At 59.8% G+C, this 20,328-nt stretch carries 14 protein-coding genes; 4 read left to right on the top strand and 10 right to left on the bottom strand.

The window, feature by feature from the left end:
- Positions 1–44 precede the first annotated feature (44 nt).
- On the top strand, positions 45–1,151 hold the full coding sequence (locus U6037_RS19220; RefSeq protein WP_322844166.1) for a hypothetical protein: 1,107 nt from the start codon (positions 45–47) through the stop codon (positions 1,149–1,151).
- Between the two features lie 81 nt (positions 1,152–1,232).
- Here U6037_RS19220 and U6037_RS19225 read toward each other — a convergent pair whose 3' ends face one another.
- The gene (locus U6037_RS19225; protein ID WP_322844167.1) at positions 1,233–2,216 is read right to left on the bottom strand and encodes a diaminopimelate epimerase; all 984 of its coding nucleotides are present in this window, start codon (positions 2,214–2,216) and stop codon (positions 1,233–1,235) included.
- A gap of 372 nt (positions 2,217–2,588) precedes the next feature.
- Between U6037_RS19225 and U6037_RS19230 the strand changes: the two genes are divergently transcribed.
- Positions 2,589–3,740, top strand: coding sequence for an MFS transporter (locus U6037_RS19230; protein ID WP_322844168.1), 1,152 nt, complete (start codon positions 2,589–2,591; stop codon positions 3,738–3,740).
- Positions 3,741–3,833: 93 nt separating this feature from the next.
- Positions 3,834–5,342, top strand: coding sequence for a trypsin-like serine peptidase (locus U6037_RS19235; RefSeq protein WP_322844169.1), 1,509 nt, complete (start codon positions 3,834–3,836; stop codon positions 5,340–5,342).
- Between the two features lie 55 nt (positions 5,343–5,397).
- Here U6037_RS19235 and U6037_RS19240 read toward each other — a convergent pair whose 3' ends face one another.
- The 9 genes from U6037_RS19240 to asnB form a co-directional block, all read right to left on the bottom strand.
- Entirely contained in the window at positions 5,398–7,824 is a 2,427-nt protein-coding gene (locus tag U6037_RS19240; RefSeq protein ID WP_322844170.1) for a TonB-dependent siderophore receptor, read from the bottom strand.
- A gap of 98 nt (positions 7,825–7,922) precedes the next feature.
- Complete coding sequence (locus tag U6037_RS19245) at positions 7,923–8,906, bottom strand: FecR family protein (protein ID WP_322844171.1); 984 nt, start codon at positions 8,904–8,906, stop codon at positions 7,923–7,925.
- A gap of 40 nt (positions 8,907–8,946) precedes the next feature.
- The gene (locus U6037_RS19250; RefSeq protein ID WP_127929085.1) at positions 8,947–9,438 is read right to left on the bottom strand and encodes a sigma-70 family RNA polymerase sigma factor; all 492 of its coding nucleotides are present in this window, start codon (positions 9,436–9,438) and stop codon (positions 8,947–8,949) included.
- Between the two features lie 164 nt (positions 9,439–9,602).
- Positions 9,603–10,895, bottom strand: coding sequence for an MFS transporter (locus tag U6037_RS19255; RefSeq protein ID WP_322844172.1), 1,293 nt, complete (start codon positions 10,893–10,895; stop codon positions 9,603–9,605).
- A gap of 107 nt (positions 10,896–11,002) precedes the next feature.
- Complete coding sequence (locus U6037_RS19260; protein ID WP_127929087.1) at positions 11,003–12,262, bottom strand: ATP-grasp domain-containing protein; 1,260 nt, start codon at positions 12,260–12,262, stop codon at positions 11,003–11,005.
- Complete coding sequence (locus tag U6037_RS19265) at positions 12,259–13,221, bottom strand: DMT family transporter (RefSeq protein WP_322844173.1); 963 nt, start codon at positions 13,219–13,221, stop codon at positions 12,259–12,261. The genes U6037_RS19260 and U6037_RS19265 overlap by 4 nt, the downstream gene beginning before the upstream one ends.
- Complete coding sequence (locus U6037_RS19270) at positions 13,208–15,292, bottom strand: GNAT family N-acetyltransferase (protein ID WP_322844174.1); 2,085 nt, start codon at positions 15,290–15,292, stop codon at positions 13,208–13,210. The genes U6037_RS19265 and U6037_RS19270 overlap by 14 nt, the downstream gene beginning before the upstream one ends.
- Complete coding sequence (locus U6037_RS19275) at positions 15,289–16,152, bottom strand: TauD/TfdA family dioxygenase (RefSeq protein ID WP_322844175.1); 864 nt, start codon at positions 16,150–16,152, stop codon at positions 15,289–15,291. Before U6037_RS19275 ends, U6037_RS19270 begins: the two co-directional genes overlap by 4 nt.
- Before the next feature lie 48 nt (positions 16,153–16,200).
- A complete protein-coding gene (asnB, locus tag U6037_RS19280; protein ID WP_322844176.1) occupies positions 16,201–18,066 on the bottom strand; it encodes an asparagine synthase (glutamine-hydrolyzing) in 1,866 nt (621 codons plus the stop codon).
- A gap of 863 nt (positions 18,067–18,929) precedes the next feature.
- Between asnB and U6037_RS19285 the strand changes: the two genes are divergently transcribed.
- A complete protein-coding gene (locus U6037_RS19285) occupies positions 18,930–20,321 on the top strand; it encodes a hypothetical protein (protein ID WP_322844177.1) in 1,392 nt (463 codons plus the stop codon).
- Positions 20,322–20,328: the final 7 nt, after the last annotated feature.

Consider the following 20,328-nt stretch of genomic DNA (forward strand, 5'->3'; position numbering starts at 1 on the left):
CGTCAGGTCGTGAACGAAAAGTCCCGTCGAAACGAGCGCAGTTCATGACCCGAATTGTCGTCACCTTAGCCAGCCTGCTGCTGGGAGTTCAATCAGTCTTTGCTGAGCCTGTCTTGCATGAATGCCTGGGGCGCACCAGATTCCAATCCCCAGAAGCATTCGAATGGGCAACATTTGCGATTGAACGCAGCAACATGAAAGGAGCAGGAGGTCATGTATTTTCTAAAAATGTTCATGCAGTGGGCGACTATGTCAGTTACGACTACGACGAAATGACCATCAGAGTCAGTGACGTTACGACAGGGGAGAGCTTTGACAGAGAACGCAACGCCATCGTTTACGAAACCGAGCTTTATAAAAAAAGGCTGCAGGACGATCTCAAGACCAACGAGTACCTGCTGGCATCTATCAAGGAAATGAACTACTCCGACGACATCGTCAAAACCCAGGTGAACCGAATCAGTCAGCTGGAAGAGCGGATTCAAAAAACAAAAAAACACGAACACGATCTAGGCATCCCCGACGCCCATGTCCTGGGCAGTAAAGAAACGCCCTACGAATTCCTGCTCTGGCGCAACAACCGGGTGTTCTACTTCAACATGAACAAACCCGCCGAAAACTCCGCGCAACGGATCAAGGATCTCGCCGCCCGCTTCGAAGCCCGGGACCTCTATCAAGTGCCCGAAGGCCCCGGCGTCTGTATGCCTTACGGCTTTATCCATGACGATGGCAAAACCGGTTTCAGCGTCAAGAACAGCTTGCGGTTTAACAGTACACCCAACGTCATCATGAGCCTGATCAACGCCTCACAAAACGATCCGACCAAACCGACCCGTGGAACCTACGACACCGACTACCGCCCCGGCTATGACGCCGAAATCTGGAAGAAGTCGAAAATCATGGAGAAGTTTTACATCGGCGAGCGCATGACCACCCTCGAAGGCTGGCGCCTGGACCCGCGACCTGAATCCAAAGAGCAAGATCGTGCCTGGTTCGCCATCGCCCATGTCGGCGGCCTGGCCGGTCCCTTGGTCGCGGCGCAGATGTTCACGTTCCAGAAAGGTACCGACGGCCTGAAAGACTTCACACCTGCGCCCGAAGCGGTGATTCCCAAGTTTCTGCAGCTGACGCAGAGCATTCGCTCGCAATAGTTCTTCCTGTAAACAGCGCGCCTGCAGCGATCCGCCACCAGGGACCGCTGTAGTCACCGCATGGCAGTTGTTCTCCGTGCTTCAGTGCGCCATCCGTCGCGCGGTGCCAAACAGTCTGACGCCGCGCAATTGACCATGTTCTGCGTCAAGCAGGATCGGCGCCGTGCCGCCGGGCATCACCACCTGCACTTCACCGGCCGCCACCCACCCCACACGCCAGGCCGCGCAGGCCACGGCACTGGCGCTGGTGCCGGAAGACGCCGTCGGCCCCTCGCCGCGTTCGAACACGCGGGCGAGGATTTTCTGTGGTGATTCCAGCACCGCCCATTGCAGATTGACGCCTGCCGGGCATGGATCACCGGCGCCGGCGGGGATCGCGTAGGCGATTTCGGTCAACCCTTCGTTCAGCGGTGACTCACGCATCTGTTGATTGCTCGGCAATGCCGCCCTGTCATCCAGCAGCGTCACGCAATGCGGATTGCCGATACGCACAAACTGGCTGTGTGACCATGCCGGATCGAGTGTCGCCAGTGGTTTTACTTCACTCACGTCATGTCCGTTGAAGTCGACGCTTTCCACGTTCTGCGCAGCCACTGCGCGGGGCCCGAAATCGGGTTGCCCCAGGTCAAGCCAGAAACCCTGAACGCCTTCGACTGCAGCCGGTTTCACCGAGGTTTCCACGGCGTTACCCTTGTCGTGATGCACACGCAACAACGCACCCTCCTCCGGCATCAAGCCTTGCTCGGTCAGTGCCTGCGAGAAAATCGTCAGGCCATTGCCACTGCGCTCGGCGAGCGTGCCGTCGGTGTTGACGATCAATACGTCGAACGGCGGCGACGCCTGGAACGGGCCGATCAGCAGGCCATCGCTGCGGTGGGTTTTGCTGTTCACCGGACGTTGACCTGCGGGCCAGTCGCAGCAGAGTTTGATTGCTGCTTCGCTCCACGACTCACGCGAAGAGGCGCATTCGGTGGCGCTGTCGGGCAAGGCAATGCCCGCGTCGCGCAGTGCCTGCGGCGCAATCACCCCGTAAATATTGCCCCGTGCATCGTAAAACTGCGTCATCCGTGTTTGTCCCTGTTACCGAAGAAGGCCACTGTAAATCGCAATCCCTTGTGGGAGCGAGCCTGCTCGCGAATGCAGTGTGTCAGCCGATATTTTCTTTATCCGACACACCGCCTTCGCGAGCAAGCTCGCTCCCACAGGATCGGTGCATGACCGCTGATTAGTGAGCCCGCTCCATTCAATGTGGGAGCGAGCCTGCTCGCGAAAGCGGTGGGTCACTCGATATATTTTTCAGCTGACACTCCGCCTTCGCGAGCAGGCTCGCTCCCACAGGGTAGGATGTCGGCTGTACTGCCTCGAATGATGGGCGATCGAACCTCGTCGCCGTATCACTGTCCTTCGGGGACGCGAAGTTTTTTGCCAAGGATCGATATGACCAGCCTCAACCCCCAAGACACCTTCGTCCCCGGACGCCTGCAACAGATGTCCACGCGCATCGCCTTTTTCATCGCCGGGCTCGGCATCGCCGCGTGGGCGCCCCTGGTGCCGTACGCCAAGGCCCGCGCCGGACTGGATGAAGGCACGCTGGGGTTGTTGCTGTTGTGCCTCGGCGTCGGTTCGATTCTGGCGATGCCGCTGGCGGGGATTCTGGCCACGCGTTTCGGCTGCCGGCGCGTCGCCACCGGAGGCACCTTGTTGATCTGCGCGGCCTTGCCGTTACTCGCCACGGTGTCGTCGATACCGGCGCTGATCGCTACGCTGTTCATGTTCGGCGCCGGCCTCGGTACGGTCGATTCGACGGTGAACCTGCAAGCGGTGATTGTCGAGCGCGCCAGCGGCAAGAACATGATGTCGGGTTTTCATGGTCTGTTCAGTCTCGGCGGGATTGTCGGCGCGGCGGGTGTCAGTGCCTTGCTCGGCCTGGGTTTGACGCCACTGGCCGCCATGCTGGTGGTGGTTGTCGTGCTGATCGCTGCATTGTTCAAATGCGTGCCGCACATGTTGCCCTACGGCAGTGAAAGCTCGGGCCCGGCATTCGCCATCCCGCACGGCATCGTGCTGTTTATCGGCGGGATGTGCTTCATCGTGTTCCTGACCGAAGGCGCGGCACTGGACTGGAGCGCAGTGTTTTTGGCACAGGAACGCGGGATCGACACCGCGTATGCAGGGTTAGGTTATGCGGCGTTTGCATTGACCATGACGGCCGGGCGTTTGATGGGTGACCGGATTGTGCGGATTGTCGGTGCCACGCGGATCATTCTGTTTGGCGGTCTGCTGGCAGCGGCCGGTTTGTTTCTGGCGACATTCGCGCCGAGCTGGGAAGCGGCGCTGGTCGGTTACGCGCTGGTCGGCGCTGGCTGCTCGAATATCGTGCCGGTGCTGTACACGGCGGTGGGCAAGCAGACGGTGATGCCGGAGAGCATCGCGGTGCCGGCCATTACCACGCTGGGTTATGCAGGGATTCTGGCAGGGCCGGCGGTGATCGGCTTTGTCGCCCATGCCAGCAGTTTGAGTTTTGCCTTTGGCTTGATGGCGGTGCTGTTGGTCGCGGTGGCCATCGGCGGTAAGACATTGAAAGTATGAAGATTAGCGCGACACCTGTCAGGTTTGACAGTAGACAGGCCTTGACCCTTTGAATCATGGTGATTTCCAGCCCTGCGGAAATGGAAATCTGTCATGAACATTCGAATCGGATCGGCTGTTGCACTTATCGCTCTTTTCCAGGGATGCGCCTCCGTCAATCGATACGACTGGGGCGAAGGCGGAGCCAACTTTGCTCCCGCTGAGCGGCTGGCCAATGCCAACGGACGTTATGCGCATTGGCAAGCCATTGGCCGTGTCGACGTTGAAGGCGGCATGACCTGCTCCGGTACACTCATTGACACACGAGAACCCGGTACTGTGTCGAATCCGGCTTATGTACTGACCTCCGGACACTGCACACATCCGGAGATAGGCAATAACGAGGTCATCGTCAATCAGCCTGCAAAGGGTCGGGTTACGTTCAATTATTTTTTCGACACGCAACCGCACAGTCGCTCTTATGCGGTAAGCCGGATTGGCTGGAGCACGCTGCGTGGCCAAGACATCTCTATCGTTGAACTTGAACAGCCTCTGGAACAGTTGATCAGCGACGGTATCGAGCCTCTGAAACTGGCGCATGTCCCCTTGCCCCCCGAAGAAAACATTCTGATCACCGGCGCGCCCGTGAACGGCTTCATTCAGCGAATGGCATGCAAACAGGAACATTCGGCAGCGGTCATCGAAGGCCCGTGGCGATGGGTAGGACAATCGAGCAACCGTTGCCTCGATGTTGTCAGTGGATTATCCGGCTCACCATTGCTCGCGCGTTATACCAATGAAGTCGTGGGTGTGTTGGGCACTACCACGCGCGGAAGTGACCGTAATCGATGTGACAAGGGCGCCCCCTGCGAAATCGTTGCCGGGCAGGTCAACAAGCGAACTGACACCAACTACGCCTCCACAACCGAAGGCCTGGGTGCCTGCTTCACCAAGGGGCGTTTCGACCCGCGTCCGGGTGACTGCCCGCTGGGAGCGGCATGGTCTTTTCCGACATCATCACAAAACAGCGATTACATCAAAGTCGAGCGTGACGAGCACGGACAAGTCGTGCCATGGCATTGGCTGCAAACCTTCGCATTGAGCGCTCCCTACTACCGCTATCGCTATACGCGCACGCTGGACGAATGCCAGTCGCTTGCTGGGTATAGCCAGGTACAAGCTGCTCGCCCGGGTTCCGAGAATCAGTTGAGCCAGGAACTCAAAGAAGGTGCGGGGCTATATTTTCTCTGCCTGATTGGCCAACAGCGGCCGACGGACGTGCCAAAACAATCGGATGGAAAAACCCCCAGCATCTATTGGCGGTGGTTGCTGGAAGCACCAGCGCCGTTGGCGCCGACCTATAAAATCGAATGGGTGGGTGACGATGACTACGATGTCAGGGTTTTTCCGGTCTCACCGGATCTGGATCCCTTTCAATTTCAATACAAGTCCGGGCAGCCCGGGAGCATCAACTGCAATGACGGGCAGGGATTCCAGCGCGTATCGCCCTCCACAGGCGTGTTCCATGTTTCCCTTGCAAATGGCCGGCAGAGCATTTGCCTCAAGGGCGCAGATCTGGCGGGCAATCCCGGACCCGTTATCAACTTTCTGATGCCTGAATAGCCTGAGAGCGTCTATTGCTGAACCAGAGGAAACCGGTTCAGCAATGGCTTGAGCCTTAGAAACCGACGCTGGCCTGCACAAAGAACGTACGCGGCGCACCGACATACATCCCCGAGTTGTTGTCGCTGGAACGGGTGAAGTACTGCTTGTCGAAGACGTTCTTCACCCCGGCGCCCAGTTTCAAATTCGACACCTGCGGCCCGAAGTCATAACCCCCGCGCACGTTCCAGGTCACGTAACCCGGAATGTCGCCGTACTGCCCGTCTGCGGTGCCGTCAGTGATGTAGTTGCCGTTGAAGCTGCCGTCGGCATTCACACCGGTACCCGGCGAGCGCTGTTTCGACTGGGCAAAACCGTCGAGGTTGTAGGTCCAGCGGTTGATGTCGTAACGCAAACCGACAGTTGCCACCTGCCGCGAATAGAACGGCAGATCACGGCCCTTGAAGCCCGGAATCTCGCCTTCATAAGTAGCGCGGGTGTAAGTGAAACCCGCGTTAGCAGTCAAGCCATCGAGACGCGGATCCAGCGCCGCCATGTCGTAGTGCACCGAGGCTTCGATACCCTGGTGCTTGGTCGCGCCGAGGTTGGTCCAGCCCACGTCGTTGCTGATGTATTGCAGTTCGTCGTCGAAGTCGATGTAGAACAGCGTCACTTCACCGCCCCACACGTCATCGTTATAGCGCGTACCGATCTCGTAGGTCTTGGCTTTTTCCGGCTCCAGACCGTTGGCGGTCTGATCACCCGAACCGCCCTGGCCGAGCTGGAAATACTGCAGGCTGCCGAACGAGGTTTCGTAGTTGGCGAACAGTTTCCACGCGTCCGACAGGTGATACATCACGCTCAGCGCCGGCAGCGGTTCGTTGCTCTCGATGCTGCGGTTTTTCGCCTGCACCGGCTTGCCGGCCGTGTCGAGCACCGCGCGGTCATGCCAGTCGGTGCTGATGTGTTCGAAGCGAATGCCGGGGGTGAGGGTCCAGTTGCCGACGTCGATTTTGTTGTCGATGTACACCGAATTGGCTTCGGTGCCGCCGGTGCGGTCCTGGAATATATGGCCATCGGAGGTCGGCGTGAGCACCGGCTGGTTGTTGACCAGCGCCACTCGGCTCGACGATTCGTGCATTGCCTCTTTCAGGTAGCGATAACCGACGCTGACTTCCTGTGTGGTCGGGCCGACATCGAATACCCGCGACACCCGTGGTTCGATGCCCAGCGTGTAATACGAGCGCGGGTATGAACTGAGGGTTTTCTGGTCGCGGGCAGCGATGGTGCTGCCACGGAAGCTGTCGGTGTAATAGGTGAGGATTTCCGCTTGGGTGCGCTCGTCGATCTGGCGGATCCACTTGAACGACACGTCTTTGCGCCGACCGGTGAACTGGTCGTAATCACGTACCGAGTCGTACGGTTTGTCATCGTATTGTTTCTGCGTCAGGCCGCCGGGCATGTCCGCCGTGGCGTCGTAGTAGTGCAAGTTGAGGCTGAAATCGTCCTGATCGGTCGGCGCCCAATGAGTCTTGAGCAGCACGTCATCGATGTCATTGCCGTTGTTGCGCTCGCGGTAGCCGTTGCCGTTGACGCCGGAATACAGCAACGCCACGCCCATGCCATTGTCGGCAGTGCCGCCGAGGAACGCGGTGTCGATGTGTTTCCAGCCACCGTACTGGGTGGTTTCAAGCGTGGTGCCGATTTCACCGGTGGCTTTTTCCGGAATCGCGCGAGTGACGAAGTTGATCACGCCACCGACGTTCTGCGGCCCATAACGTACCGAACCGGCGCCGCGCACCACGTCAATGCTGTCGAGGTTGCCCGAGGAGATCGGCGCCATCGACAGTTGCGGCTGGCCATAGGGAGCGAACGCCGCCGGCACACCATCGATCAACACGGTGGAGCGCGGCGACAGACGCGAAGTCAGACCGCGCACACCGACGTTGAGGGAAATATCGCTGCCGCCGGTGCCGTTGGAGTCCTGCACCTGCACGCCCGGCACACGCTTGAGCACGTCACTGACGTTCATCGCGCCCTGCTCGACCATCGCTTCGCGGCGGATCACCGTGCGCGCGCCGGGGTGATTCTGCACCACGGCGGCATTGGCATCGCCGAGCCAGTCACCCACCACTTTGATGTCGGTCACACCCAACTCCAGCGGACCGTTGCTGGCGGCGGAAGTCGCGGCCGGCGACAGCGTTACAGAGCCTTCATTGATCTGATAATCCAGACCGCTGCCCTGCAGCAATTGGCGCAAGGCCTGCTCCGGGGAGATATCGCCATCGACCGCCGGGGCTTGTTTGCCGGCGACCAGATCGGGGCTGAAAAACACTTGCAGCGAAGTTTGCTGGCCCAGTTCACTCAGGGCCTGACCCAACGGCTGGGCGCGGATATGAATGGCTTCACCGGCAAACGCCAGCGGCACGGCAGCGTTGACCGCCAGCGCAAGGGCCAGCGGCAGCCAAGGGGATTTCTTGTTGTTGGCAGGGGTGTTTTTCACGTCGTACGTAGTCCTGTGGATCGCAAGAGTGTGCGGCTGTTAATGCAAACCAGTTGCAGTTGAACAGGAAGACGATGAACTCGAAAAAAACCTGAATTTTATTTTGCGATTATTTCCTGACTGCCATCCGCGAGGGTGCGAACGGCCACCGGCAGGATGCTCGGCAAGGCTTTGAGCAAGGCATCGGTGTTGTCGGATTTGAACACGCTGGTCAGGCGCAGACTGGCCACTGCCGGATTGGCAACGGTCAGCGGCTTCTCACGATAACGCGACACTTCGGCGGCGACTTCGCTGAGGCGGGCATTGTTGAACACCAGTTTGCCGCCACGCCACGCCGTCAGCTCTGCCGGGTTGACCGCATAGGCTGCGGCGACTTTGCCTTGCGCATCGACGTGAGTGCCGAGGCCCGCTGTCAGGCTGATGAACTGATCATCCGCTGCATCACGGCCCTGCACTTTCACCGTGCCCTGCTCCACCGCCACGCGGGTCTGCGTGACGTCGCGGCGCACATCGAAACGCGTGCCGGTGACCGTGACCTTGCCGCTGCCCGCCTTGACCACGAACGGCCGCGAGGTATCGTGCACGACGCTGAACATCGCCTCGCCTTCGCTCAACTCGATGAGCCGACGATCCTTTTCAAAGCGCACCTGCAAGCGGCTGCGACTGTTCAGATCAATCACCGAACCGTCCGGCAGCGCCACATGTTTGCGCTCGCCCAACGCTGTGGCGTACTCGGCGCTGTAGCCGTCCGGATGATTCAAGCCACTGAACAAGCCCAGCCCGAGCGCCACCGCCAGCACACTCGCGGCCACGGCATAACGCAACAACGGACGGCGATGGCGACGGTTCGGCGGGGTTTCAACAAGGGCTTTGAGGCGTGGCGCCGGGAGCAGATCGGCTGCCGACCACAAGCCTTGCAGCAACTGAAATTCGTCACGGTGCTGCGAATGTTCATTCAGCCAGGCGTCAAAGCGCTGCTGCTCGTCGGCACTGATGGCCGGCTCCTGCAAACGCACAAACCAGCGAGCCGCGTCATCGCGCACCGTTGTTTGCCCGCACGCGCAATCACGCGTATCCATCATGGAATGTCCTGTTGGGCTGGGGATGAAATGTCGCAGCGGCTCATGACTGCAACCCGTCGAGGCGATCGCGCAGATGCCGCAGGGTGCGGATCATATACTTTTCGACCATGTTCTTGGACAGTCCCAGGCGTTCGGCGATTTCGGCCTGAGTCAGGCCTTCGATCTTCTGCCAGACAAAAATCTTCCGACAATTGACCGGCAACTCGGCGAGCGCCCGTTCGATGGAGTCAGCCAACTGGATCGCATGCATGTAATGCTCCGGGTCGCCGGATGACGACTCACTGTGATCAAGGGCCTGTGACTCCATGGCGCCGCGCCGGTCCTCACGCCGATAACCGTCGACCGCAATATTGCGCGCAGTCTGGTGCAAATACGCCCGTGGCTGCTGCACCGCCGCCGAATCGGACTCAAGCACCCGCACAAAGGTGTCGTGCGCCAGATCCTCGGCCTGTGCGCGATTGCGCAGGCGACGAGTCCAGGTGCCGATCAACTCTTCGTAATGCTCGAAAAAGCCGGGTCTGCGGGGACGCATGGGGGTATGGGTGGCGTGCTGAGGAAAGGGGCGTGAATAGTAATGCTTCGTATTAAGGCGAGGCAATGCATTCCTTGCGGTACCGACGAAGTCGACCGATCGTTATCGCCAAACCCGAAAAGCCTCTTCCAAAAAAGCAAGAGGCTTTGAACGATCTGTCAATTTCAAGCGGCCTGGTCGTGGAAATCCCGAGCGGTGTTTGCTGCCTGTCGCTGACGCGCAACCATCAACGCGACAAAGCTCACCAGTGCCGCCGCCAGCAGGTAGTACGCCGCCATCATCGGGTCACCGGTGTGGCGATACAGCAAGGTCACCAACGTCGGGGTAAAACTGCCGAACAGCACTACCGAACTGGCGTAGGCCACGCTGATCCCGGTCGAGCGCACGGCCACCGGGAACAACTCCGCCAATGCCGCCGATGCCGGTCCGGCGTACAGCACCATTAACATCGCGAGACCCGCCTGCAACAGCATCAATCCGCTGTCCTGCGGATTCTGCTTGAGCGCCAGGAATGCCGGATACGCCAGCAACAACACCCCTAGCGCCCCGAGCAACATGACGTTGTACCGCCCCCAACGATCCGACAACCAGCCGCCCAATGGGCTGAGCAAGGTGATGAAACCGACCAGGGTGATGCCGTAATAAGCCTTGCCGGCATCAAGATTGAGCATGGCCTGGGCGTAAGCCGGCATAAAGTTGATCAGCTGGGTGCACACCGTCCACAGGGCAACGAATGCGATGCCCAACACAAGGCTGCGCCAATGCTGAAGGATTTCTTTCGCGGGGACTTCGATCCCCTGCCGGGCGTGAGCCTGGAATGCGCTGCTTTCATCAATGGTGCGACGCACGTATACGCCGACGAAGTAGATCAGCACCCCCAGGACAAACGGCACTCGCCATCCCCAGCTGCCCAACTGCTCAGGCGTCAAAACGGTCGCCAGGATGCTCGCAAACAGGCCACACAATAAAAACGAGCCTGCTTGTGCCACCTGCTGGATCGAGGTGAAAAAGCCTCGCCGCGCGGCCGGTGCCGATTCGCACAGGTAGGCCAGCGCGCTGCCGATTTCGCCACCCGCCGCCAGCCCTTGAACAATCCGCGCCGCCACCAGCAGCACCGTGGCGCCATAGCCCAGCACGCTGTAGCCAGGACAAAAAGCAATCAGCACTGTGCCGACAGCCATCATGTTCATGGTCAGGATCAACGCTTTCTTGCGTCCGTGGCGATCGGCGTAGCGGCCGATGAGAAACGCACCAAGCGGTCGCGCCACAAAACCCACCGCCAGGGTGACGAAGGTCGCCAGCAGCGACATCAGTTGATCCTGGGCAGGAAAAAAAGTCTTGGCGATGTGCAGGGAAAAGATCGCGAACAAGGTGAAATCGAACCATTCCAGGGTCGTGCCTATTCCTACAGCCAGCAGTATCCTGCGCTGCTGCCGCGGCGAATCCGTATGCTTCATGGCGATGCTCTTCCAGACGTAGACGCGCAGGCCCGCGCGCACGGAATGCTTGGGTGCGGATGAGCACCAGACCCGTTCAGGCCTGGTGCACGGTCACTCCCGCAGGCTTACTGGACGCTGAACAGGCGCGAAGTGCGCTCCCATTCGCGTACGGTCTGATAGTCAGCATGGAGCACATTGCTGTCGGCATGGCTCATGAAGACGATACCGGGGCTGGAGAACAAGTCGACCGTCTTGACCACGGCGTCCCCTTCTTTTGGCGCACGCTGCAGCCAGGCTTTGCTCTTGAGGGTCTTGAGCAACTCATCGTAGGAGGAGCGAGTGACAACACCTTCCTGGCTGGAGATGAATTGCACCTGCCACAGCGGGTAATGGTGACCCTGTTGCGCATCGACGATGGAGTCGATGGCCGACTCCCCTTCCCTGACCAGCTTGCCCACCAGATCCAGCTGACTGGCGCCGACCGCGTAGTTGGCCGCCGGACGATTGAGCCCCCCCGACAGACGCGAGGCACATTCGATCAAGGTCGGGCCTGCCTCGGTCACGATCAACTCGGTGTGGTTGGCACCGTAGCGGATACCCAAGGCATTCAGTACGCCGTGGACGTACTCGACGATCTCCTTCATTTCGGGCGACGTCGGGTCGAACAGCACGGCACGGTCATAGATCCAGCCACCGTCCGGTGCCGGCAGCTTGTCGGCGCGCCAGATCTCGGTGATCACATGCTTGCCATGGCCGCTGACGCCATTGATGAAATACTCCGGCCCTACCAGCAAGCGCTGCGCCAGCACCGCATCATTGCGCTCGCCCAATTGGTTGACGGTGCCGAAGAGCTTGTCGAAGCTGTCGACGAGTTCACCCTGATCGGCGCAGAAGGTCACCGAGTCGGTCCCGGCACTGGCCTGAGGCTTGATGACCACCGGCCAGCTGCCACTGGCGGCCCACTGACTCAGCCCATCGCGGTCACGGGCCAGATAGTGATCCATGCTGCGCAGGCCAACGGCCTTGAGGCGCTCGTGCATGGTGTATTTGTCGCGACGCGCCAGGCTGGTGGAGGGATCGTTGCCCGGCAGTTGCAAGGCCGCGGCGAGCAGGTCAGCGACAATCACCCCGCTCTCGGTGCCCGGCAACACGGCACTCGGGTGCAAAGCGTTGATTTCATCGGCCAGGCGCTGGATATCACCGTGGTACTCGAAGTGCGCTATGTATTCGTCCTTGTGGTAGGTGCGCAGGTAGTACTCCGGCGGATTGGGTGAACTGCTCACGTGAATGCACTTCCAGCCAGACTCGGCCATCAGCGCCGGCAATTGTGAGCCTGATGAATAACCATCGACTACAACGAGGATTTTTTCCTTGGCTTGTGTCATTTGCTGTCTCCCTTGAATTTCATCCATGTGCCAAACACCGTAACCAGAGCGATCACGGAACAGCCCAAAGCAGAGGTCATCGACCACTGGATTCGGGCATCAAATACTTGAAAGACGTACGTGAGCAACGGCGCCCACGCCAGCAACGCCGCCACGGTAAAGGGTTCCGAAAGAAGGATGCCGCGCTGCAGCAGCCACAACGGAATGATGACCCCGAGCAGCGTCGCAATGGCCAGGCCACCCAATTGCGTACTTGAGGCAAACGCGAAGCCGGGACCGCTCCAGGCAAGCACCGCCGCGACGATGATCAGCAAGTAGAACCGATGCGCCATGATCCGTGTGGCAGTCCAGCTGCGCTCGCCCAATTGTTTGGTCGCGATGGTGTTCAGCGCTTGGGATGCACCGCCGGCCGCGGCGGCGGCGAGGCCGATAACGGTGTCGCTGAAGTTGATCGGGCGAATCCCCGCCAACCCCACCAGGGACGCCCACGCCAGCAACGCTGTGCCGGAAAGAATGCCCGCCGCGACCGCGTAGGTGTATAGCGGCAACTGACGCCGCCGAACTATGCGCTCCAGCAGAATCGTGCTCACCGGCCCAAGCCCGCCCATGATGGCGCTGACGATGGCGGGTTCGATGTAGCGCAGGGCATAGAAGTAGCCGATCCAGTTCAGGGCGCTGGTGAAGTTCAGGACGGTCAGCGGGCCGGCAGCATCGGCACCGATTGCCAAGCCCTTGGTACCGGAACTCAGCAATAACCGCGACAGAAAGAAGCCGCTGGTGATTACAAAACTCCAGAACAGAAAGGTGAACGGATGCAGTTGCTGCAGCAGGTTGCCCGAGAACACCGCGTTGGCGTTGGCCAGAATCAGAAAGGCCGCCACATACAGAATGCCGGCCCGCACCACACCACGGCTGACAGGCGTAGCCATGCCAGTAAGGCTGACTTCAGGCTTGTTCATTGACGGTCTTCTCCATGAATACACTCAGCGGGTCTTCCCGGTAATCAGCGAACGGGCCGCGATCGCGAAAACCTGCGCGGCGGTAGAGCGAAATAGCCTCCGGCTGGCTGACCCCGGTCTCCAGCAACAAGGTACGGGCACCATTGCGATGGGCGAGCTGTTCAAGCCGCTTGAGCAACCGCGCACCCACGCCACGTCGACGGGCATTGTCGGCGACAAACATGCGCTTGAGTTCTGCCTGCCCTTCGCCGATCGCCACCACCGCTCCGCAACCCAGCACTTCGCCGCTATCCAACTCGCGGGCGACCACGAAGCTCACCCCCGGAGCCTTGAGCTGTGCGACGTCGAGCATGTGCACGCTTTCATCCGGGTACAGGGAACGCGCGTAATCTTCCGAGCGTTGAAGCAGCTCGGCGGTCTGCAATTCCTCGGGGTCACCCTCGTCGATGCTGTAGCCAGTCTGCCCGGCGGCCGGCGGCGATGCGTAATCCTCCAGCACCATGGCAGCGCCTTTTTCGCCGATCATCAGGGATGCGGCGTTGGTATTGCCCGACACCATCGTCGGCATGATCGACGCGTCGATCACCCGCAAACCGTCGAGACCGCGCACGCGTAACCGATGATCAACCACGGCCAGCTCATCGTTGCCCATGCGGCAGGTACCCACGGGGTGATAAGAGGTGTCGCCCTGAGTACGGGCATACGCCAGCAATTCTTCATCGCTGGCGACCTGGGTGCCGGGGGACAACTCGTGATCACAGTAGGGCTGCAGGGCCGCTTGGGCAGCAATGTCACGGATAATGCGCATGCCCGCAATCATTCGCCGGCGGTCATCCTCATGTTCAAGGAAGCGCGACTCGATGACCGGTGCCTCGCCAGGGTCACTGGAGCAAATGTGAATACTGCCGGTGGATTCGGGCCGCAACGGATACAGGCCCACGGTCATGCCGGGCAAGGTGTCCAGACGACGACTGGAGCCAGGGCCGTAACTGGCCGGGGCGAAATGAAACTGCAAGTCTGGCCGCGGCTCTTCCTCGCGTGATTTGACGAAGCCATGGCCCAGAGCAATCGGCAAACTGAGTACGCCGCGACGGCGAAAGACGTAGTTGAGCGTTTCCCTGAACAACGCGAAACCACGGGTGCGTTCGTTAAAGGTAATTTTCTGGCGAATGCGCCACTTCAGTCGGGACGCGAAGTGATCGCGGAAGTTCTCACCCACGCCAGGCAGCGCATGTCGCAGCGGTACGCCGGCCTTCTCCAGTACCGCTGGCGCACCAATGCCGGACAACTCGAGCAACTGAGGCGACTGAATGACACCGGCACTGAGGATCACCTCACGCCGGGCCGTGGCCGATTGCAACGTGCCCTTGAGGTACTCCACACCCACACAGCGCTTGGCTTCCAGACGCAGTTTTTGCACCGCGGCCTCGGTAATCACTGTCAGGTTTGCCCGCTTGCGCGCCGGCAACAGGTAGCGGCCATAAGCCGAGGAACGACGGCCCTGATCATGGTTGACCTGGTAATAGCCAAAGCCCTCCTGATCGCCGCTGTTGTAGTCGCGATTGCGTCGATACCCGGCTTCGCCGGCTGCCGCCAGAAAGGCATCGCACAACTCGTCATATTCGCGTGGCAATGCCACATGAATCGGCCCGTCCTGGCCACGACTCTCGCCGCTGACGTCCACGCTCGACTCCAGGCGTTTGAAGTACGGCAACACTTCGTCCCAGGTCCAGCCCGGGTTGCCTTGACTGGCCCACTCGTCATAATCCTCGCGCTGACCCCGGACAAAGATCATCCCGTTGATCAGGTTCGATCCGCCCAACAGGCGCCCCCGTGGAATCTGCAGACGGCGTCCACCCAGCGTCGGGTCCGGGCGGGTCTCGAAGCACCAGTCATATTTCGGATTACCCATCAGCAGCACTTCACCGACGGGGATCGACAGCAATGGACTGCGGCGTTCGGCCCCCGCCTCCAGCAGCAGTACCTTGGTCGCCGGGTCCTCACTCAAGCGTGCAGCCAATACGCAGCCAGCCGCGCCGGCGCCGACGATGATGTAGTCATACTCGCTCATGCCCGTCGGTTCCTGTCCTGATTGTCGGCGGTGCGCGCACCGATGGTGGTGCGATGCAGCAGGCGACGATATTTGTCGTCATACACCGTGGCCTTGTGCATGGCGCTGCGGTTGTCCCAAAGAATGATGTCGCCCGGGGTCCAGCGATGCCGATAGGTGAATCGCGGCTGCACCGAGAACTCCTGCAGGAACGTCACCAGTGGCGCACTTTCCTCCAGCGGCAAACCTTCGATCCGCCACGGCACGTTGCCGCCGGCATACAGCGCCTTGCGCCCACTGACTTCATGGCGACGCACCAGCGGTTGCGGCACGTCGATCCACTCAGCCAGTTCCTGGGGAGATGGCGCAGGCCGGTCGGGGTAGTTGTAGGGCCGTGACTGAGTCCGGCTGATGATCACCTTGAGGTGTTCGATACGATCCTTGACCGCTTCCGGCAACGCTTCATAAGCGGCAAACATATTGGCGAACCACGTGTCGCCGCCTTCCGGCGGGATTTCCAGCGCATGCAGCATCGATCCGGCTGGCGGCACGTCCAGATAATGGCCATCGGTGTGCCAGACCCGACCGCTGACCGGCGAGCCGATCAGTTTTCCATCCTTGGTAATGTTCGACAGGATGAGGATTTCCGGCTGGGTCTGTTCGCTGAACTGCGAACGGGTATAGCTGACCAGCTCACCAAAATTGCGGCTGAACGCCAGTTGCTGATCGGGACTCATCGACTGGCCGCGAAACAGCAGGATCGTGCTGCTGATCCAGGCGTTGTAAAGCGCTTCGATCGTGTCGTCACTGAGCCTGGCATTGACGTCGATGCCACGGACTTCGGTGCCGATAAACTCAGTAACGGGGACTAACTCAAGCATGCTGCCTCCTTGGTCTTCATGGGATCAGACTTCCGTGCTGACCGTGTCTTACACCGCGATATCGTTGTCGACGATCCAGCGGTTCATCTCCACCAACTGGATCAGCAGATGCGCGGGACTGGCGCCGCCCGGCAGCATCGAAGCATTGAGCTGGTTCGCGGCGATCTGCTCGATCAGTGCGCTGAGACGCGGGGTGTCGAACATCCAGGCAATCGACGATTTGGGATCAGTCGCGATCCAGCGCGCTTCGCTGATGAGTGCCCGGTCATATTCAGAGTCCTGAATGTGCGGGTACGCGCTTTTCTTCCGATTCAAGGTAGTCGGCGGCAGGATGTCGTGCATGGCAGCCTTGAGCAAACCTTTCACGCCGCCACGGGATTTCATTTCCCACGGCACGTTCCATACGTACTGGATCAGTTCCGGATCGCAGAATGGCACGCGCACTTCCAGGCCTTGCGACATGCTCATGCGTTCCTTGCGATCCAGGATCACCGACAACGGGCCGGACATGCCGAGGAACAGCACCTCGCGCATGCGCGCCGCGTCGCCGCTTTCGCCAGGCAGGCGTGGCACCTGACTCAGCCAATAGTCGTAACGGGCACGTTCGTCCTCTGCCACGCGCTGTGCACTGATCAGGCTCGGCGACAGATAGTGGGTCAGCTTCGGGCCATCGCCCAGCCACGGGAACTGAGGACGGGCCAGCAGTTCGGGTTTGAAATAATAAGGGTAGCCGCCGAAGATCTCGTCGGCAGCCTCGCCAGTCAGCGCCACGGAGCAATTGCCGCGCATGCGTTCGAACAGCAGGTACATCGAGGCATCGAACTGCCCCCAGCCAGGCAGGCCGCGGGCCTTGCGCGTAGCCGGAATGACGCCGAGCAGATCCTGCATGGTTGCACTGAGTGTCGTGTGACGGGTACCCATGTATTCGGCGGCCAGCGCGGCGAAGGGTGCATCGATGTCAGGCCGCAGTTCGGTGGAGGTGAAGGCATCCTCGTCACTGTCGAACTTCAGGCAGAAGGTATCGAGTGCTGCGCCGCCGCCCTGGCTTGCCAGTTGCTTCATGACCAGCGCGGCGACCGACGTGGAATCGATGCCGCCGGACAACATCGCCGCGCAAGGCACTTCATGCACGTACTGGCGCGCCACGACGCCTTCAAGCAGTTCGCGGACGCGGTCCTTGGTCTGCTCGAAATCATCGGTATGCGCGGCGCTTTCCAGTTTCCAGTAACGATGCAATTCATGCCCACGTTCGTCAAAGGTCAGCACACTGGCGGGAGGCAACTCGCGCAAGCCTTGCAACGGGGTTTCGCCAGGCAACGCCATGCGCGGCTGAAGCACGATGGCCAGCGCGCTCGTGTCCAGCCGGGCGGTAAAGTGGGGATGGGCTTTGATGGCGGTAGGTACGCTGCCAAAAATGACACCGCCGTCACGCAGGGTGTAGTAAAGCGGTTGCAAGCCGAGGCGGTCTCGCGCCAGCAATAATCGGCGCTTCTGGCCGTCCCAGATCGCGATGGCAAACATGCCTTCGAGGCGTTCAACGAACCCGACACCCCACTGGGCATAGGCACGGCGAATGATTTCAGCGTAGGACCAGCGATCAGGTGCCGGATCCAGGTCAGCGAGTTGCTGCTGCAACTGCGCAGCGTTGTACAACTGTCCGGTGTACATGATAGCCACGGTGGCGCCATGGATCTCGCCAATCCACGGTTGCTCGTCCCAGTCATAACGCGAAGTGACTGTACGGCAATGTCCCAGTGCAACCTCAGGCCCCAGCCATACCGCATGCCCGTCCGGTCCACGCCCGGACATCGCAACGATCATTGCCGAGACAATTTCGGCGACCTTCGAACGAGGAATGTTTGCTTGCTGCCCAACACCGTGACGCAGGTCGACCCAACCGGCCATGCCGCTCATATAACACTCCTTGTCGAATTACCTACGGGCAACGCCTTTATTGGCGAAACCTGTTCCATGTAGATCAATGTGCCGCCTGGACTGACTAAAGCAATTTCATGCTTCGTTTTTTAATATCTCTGTTCAGCCGGGGCACAAGCTACTTCAAGCAATACATCCCTGACAAGTGCCTTGTTAATGACAAATAACCTAATTGAAGGTGCTTATTACCTAATGTAATTTGCGCAAACTCAAAGTAACTCGCAGGCGCACCAGAACGGCGCAAAACAGCCACACCACCTAGATCGACGCACTAAAAAAGCGCACAACTAAGCACCCCTGTTATTTCGCTCCTTATCATCCGGACGCGCGTAACACAGCCTGTCCCGAGGGCTCAAAACAAATCAATAAAAATATTATTCAGTAACCAACTATATAAAATATATAGAGTTTTTAGTTTCGCCATCGCCGTTCTTTCGGATCTTTGAGTTTTTTTTAGTTTTCCCTACTTGTCGTAAAAAAAAATTCGCTGTTATGCTCCACGGCAAGCAGCGTGGTGCCCTGTGTGCCACACCTTCACATGGAATGTGATTCAAGGAATGTATATGGATATTCATCTGCCGGTCATCTACCCGTCTTTATTGCTGCGCCGTCCAGTTGCCATCGCACCTGGACGTTAGTGCCAGCACGGCTATCGATCAGCCAGTCATTCCAGGTCAAGCCTAACTAATCAACGCACTTGGCGCGCTGTTACCGACATGCGCCGCGACTATTAGTCATGCGCGCCCGGAACATCGTCCAGTTAATGAGTCCGTGCTTGCTTGCGCCTGTTTGCAGGCTGAGTGGGCGCTGCCGTACATCAATAAGTAGAGGGAGTAATGAGCGTGAATCGGTTCGACTATTCAGGCAATCTTGCCAAGGCCACCTCCTACCGCGGTTACCGCAGCCCTTTCTGGCCGCCGGCGAGCAACTACAACCTGACCCTGCTTGATCTTGCGCCGACGAACCCTCGTCAAGACGCTGCCTGGCAAGAACGACTGGATGCGCTGAAGGCCGCCATCGATGAGCAATGGCGCAGTGCCAAGCTCGATGGCGTGGCAGAACGCACACGTTTCAACAACCCCGGCGCCGTGGCGCAAGCCCTGCGCGCGCTGGAAAACGACCTCGAACGAGCTCATGATCGCCAAGCTGTACAGCTCAGGGCCAAGGCCATCGAATACGGCTACAGCGACGAGATACTCAAGACCCTGGCCGGCCTGCAAGAAGAGGTTTCCCTGGTCGCCGGGCAGATCGCTACCTGGTACGGCAAGCAACCGGGAGGACTGCCGACAGCCTTTGGCTGCCGACGCAATCCGGCGCGACAACAGGACGTGGAACTGGCCATGAGCCTGGTGGATCAAATCCCCGCCTACCTCAAGCAGTTGCACACCAACCTGCGCCTGGGGGAGTTGCCGGCCTTCGCCGCCACTGATGTTTTTTTCATGGCCGGTGAAGGCAATCTGCACCCCAAGCATGTCGCCTACTTCCTGCCCGAAGATGAAGGCGTCAAACGTTCGCCGTTCAAGAAAACCTACTACTTCGCCAATACCCACGCGGCCATGGTCGAGCATTTGGCGGCACCGCTGGCCCGGCAGTTCCTGTCAACCGGCAAACACTATGACCCGACTGGCGAACACCTGCGACGCATTCCTGCGTTGGGCGTGCTCAGCCATGAGCTGGGCCATTTCGTCCATCGCCCGGCCACCCAATACGGCCCGTTGAACACCCTTGACCGCTGGGCATCGGTGGTGCTGCAAGAGGTGGCAGCGGATGTCTACGGCATCCTCATTCTTGCCCAGGTATGGGCGCCTGCCCTGCAGATTCCGCCCGAGCAGGTGCTCGAGTACTACCTGGGCGAATGTCTGCGCTACCTCAACCGCGGACTTGGCCTTTTTCCCGATTGCGACGGCATGTACCTGCAGCTGTCGTACTTCGTCCAGCTCGGTGCCCTGACCCTGCGCCAGGACGACCCGCAACATCCACAACTGGTGGTCGATCACGGCGCCCTGCTGGCCGGTTTGCGTTCGCTGGCCAGAGTGCTGGCGGATGCCCTGCTCGGCGGCGACCCTGATGCCGCCGCTGCCTTTTACCAGTGCTACGGACCCGCTCGGCCCCAGCCGTTGCAGGCACTGGTTGCTGCGCTGGCCAACGCGCCGGCGCAGTCCATCGAATACGTGCAAGAGCCTGTGCGTGTACCCACGGACTGCGACGCAACTCGCGCGCAAGTCCGACTCTAGACAAGGA

Origin of the sequence: Pseudomonas sp. B33.4, assembly GCF_034555375.1 — a bacterium.
Lineage (GTDB): Bacteria > Pseudomonadota > Gammaproteobacteria > Pseudomonadales > Pseudomonadaceae > Aquipseudomonas.